Origin of the sequence: Geminicoccus flavidas (assembly GCF_009806515.1) — a bacterium.
GTDB lineage: Bacteria > Pseudomonadota > Alphaproteobacteria > Geminicoccales > Geminicoccaceae > Geminicoccus > Geminicoccus flavidus.
This window is the reverse complement of record NZ_WUJP01000893.1, coordinates 1-1,558: the sequence shown is the minus strand read 5'-3', so window position 1 is coordinate 1,558 and position 1,558 is coordinate 1. Positions and strand designations below refer to the sequence as shown.

Here is a 1,558-nt window from a genome sequence, read left to right as displayed (position 1 = left end):
CGGCGACCTGCTGGCGCAGCATCTCCATGGCCTGGCCCAGCGAGCGCACCCCGTCCCAGCGCAGTTCCATGTTGTAGTTCAGGCCGCCGCGGATGATGTGCATATGGCTGTCGATCAGCCCCGGCACGGCGCGGCGGCCACCCAGATCGATGATCCGGGTCGACGGGCCGGCCAGGCTGCGCATGTCCGCTTCTGAGCCGACACCGATGAAGCGCCCTTGCCCGATCGCCACGGCCTGCGGGTCCGGGTTGCTCCGGTCGAGCGTGGTGAAACGCCCGTTCACCAGGATGAGATCGGCGGGCATGGTGCTGGCTTCCGAGGCGGATGGTCGAGTTGCGGGTGCGAGGCCGAGCAGGGCCGAGATGGTGCTGGCGGCACTGCCGAGGGCGGTCTGTCTGCGGGTGGGGTTCATGACCGGAACCTCCCTGCGTCGCTGCTGCACGTTTCGACCCTGGTCTGTGCTGGGGTCCGTGCTGAGTCTCGGGCGGGCAGTGCGCCGAAGACATGCTGATTGCACTCGCTCCTGAGCCAGCCCAGGTTGAGCCGTTCGCCTGTGACGATGCGCTTGGCGATGGGCACGATCTGCTCGCCGGCGAGGATGCCGAGCAGGCCGATCAACGCCATCACTGGCGGTGCCGGCGAGCGCACGTTGAGCAGGCTGTAGATCACCCCGACCAGCAAGCCGGCAGCCAGGGCCAGCACATAGGTCTTCATCTCGCCTCCCGACTATCCGTCACCAGCGGGCCGAACCGCCGCCTTCTGCCACTCGACCGACCAGCCGGCAGTCAGGGCCGGGCCGGCCGGCCGGTTGCGTGCCTCAATGGCCTTCCTGCGCCCCGAACATCGTCTTGGCGTAGGTGATGCCGAGCCCGTAGGCGCCGCCCAGTTCCCGGGCGATGCCGGTGGTGAGGCCGTAGGTCTCCGCGCGGGCCCAGTCGCGCTGCAGCTCCAGCAGGTACTGCAGGGAGGTCATCGGTCGGGCGCCGGCCTGGATCATGCGCTCCATCGCGCGCTCATGGGCCTCGTCCGTGACGTCGCCGCAGGCATCGGCGATGACATAGACCTCGAAGCCCTGGTCCAGGGCCGAGAGCGCCGGGCCGACGATGCAGACGCCGGTCCACAGTCCCGCCATGACGAGGCGCGGCTTGCCGATCTCGTTGACCCGCGCGACCACCGCCGCGTCCTCCCAGGTGTTCATCGAGGTGCGGTCCAGCAGTGGCTGCCCCGGGAAGGCATCGACGATCTCGCCGAACATGGGCCCGGAGAAGCCTGCCGCAGCGACCGTGGTCAGGATGGTCGAGACGCCGAAGCCGGCGGCCGCCTGGGAGATCAGGGCGGCGTTGTTGCGCAGCGTGACCGCATCGATCGACTTGGTCGCGAAGGCCATCTGCGACTGGAAGTCGATGAGGATCAGCGTGTGGTCGGCAGGCTGGAGCAGCCCCTTGCCAGGAACGGGGGAAGCGGTCGGCATGGTGGATCACTCCGGTGAATGATTTGGCTGGTCGAATCTCGACATGTCCGGCCGTTGCGGGCGCTGCCCTGTGCCGGTCATTCCGGT

General features: G+C 68.5%; 3 protein-coding genes. All 3 read right to left on the bottom strand.

From position 1 onward, the window contains the following. A partial coding sequence (locus EQG76_RS25505) for an amidohydrolase family protein (protein WP_235031563.1) occupies positions 1 to 412 on the bottom strand: 412 nt, incomplete at its 3' end. Then, a complete protein-coding gene (locus EQG76_RS25500) occupies positions 409 to 714 on the bottom strand; it encodes a XapX domain-containing protein (RefSeq protein ID WP_159717521.1) in 306 nt (101 codons plus the stop codon). The genes EQG76_RS25505 and EQG76_RS25500, both read right to left, overlap by 4 nt. A 103-nt stretch (positions 715 to 817) precedes the next feature. Then, the gene (locus EQG76_RS25495; protein WP_159717519.1) at positions 818 to 1,471 is read right to left on the bottom strand and encodes a hydrolase; all 654 of its coding nucleotides are present in this window, start codon (positions 1,469 to 1,471) and stop codon (positions 818 to 820) included. Positions 1,472 to 1,558 lie beyond the last annotated feature (87 nt).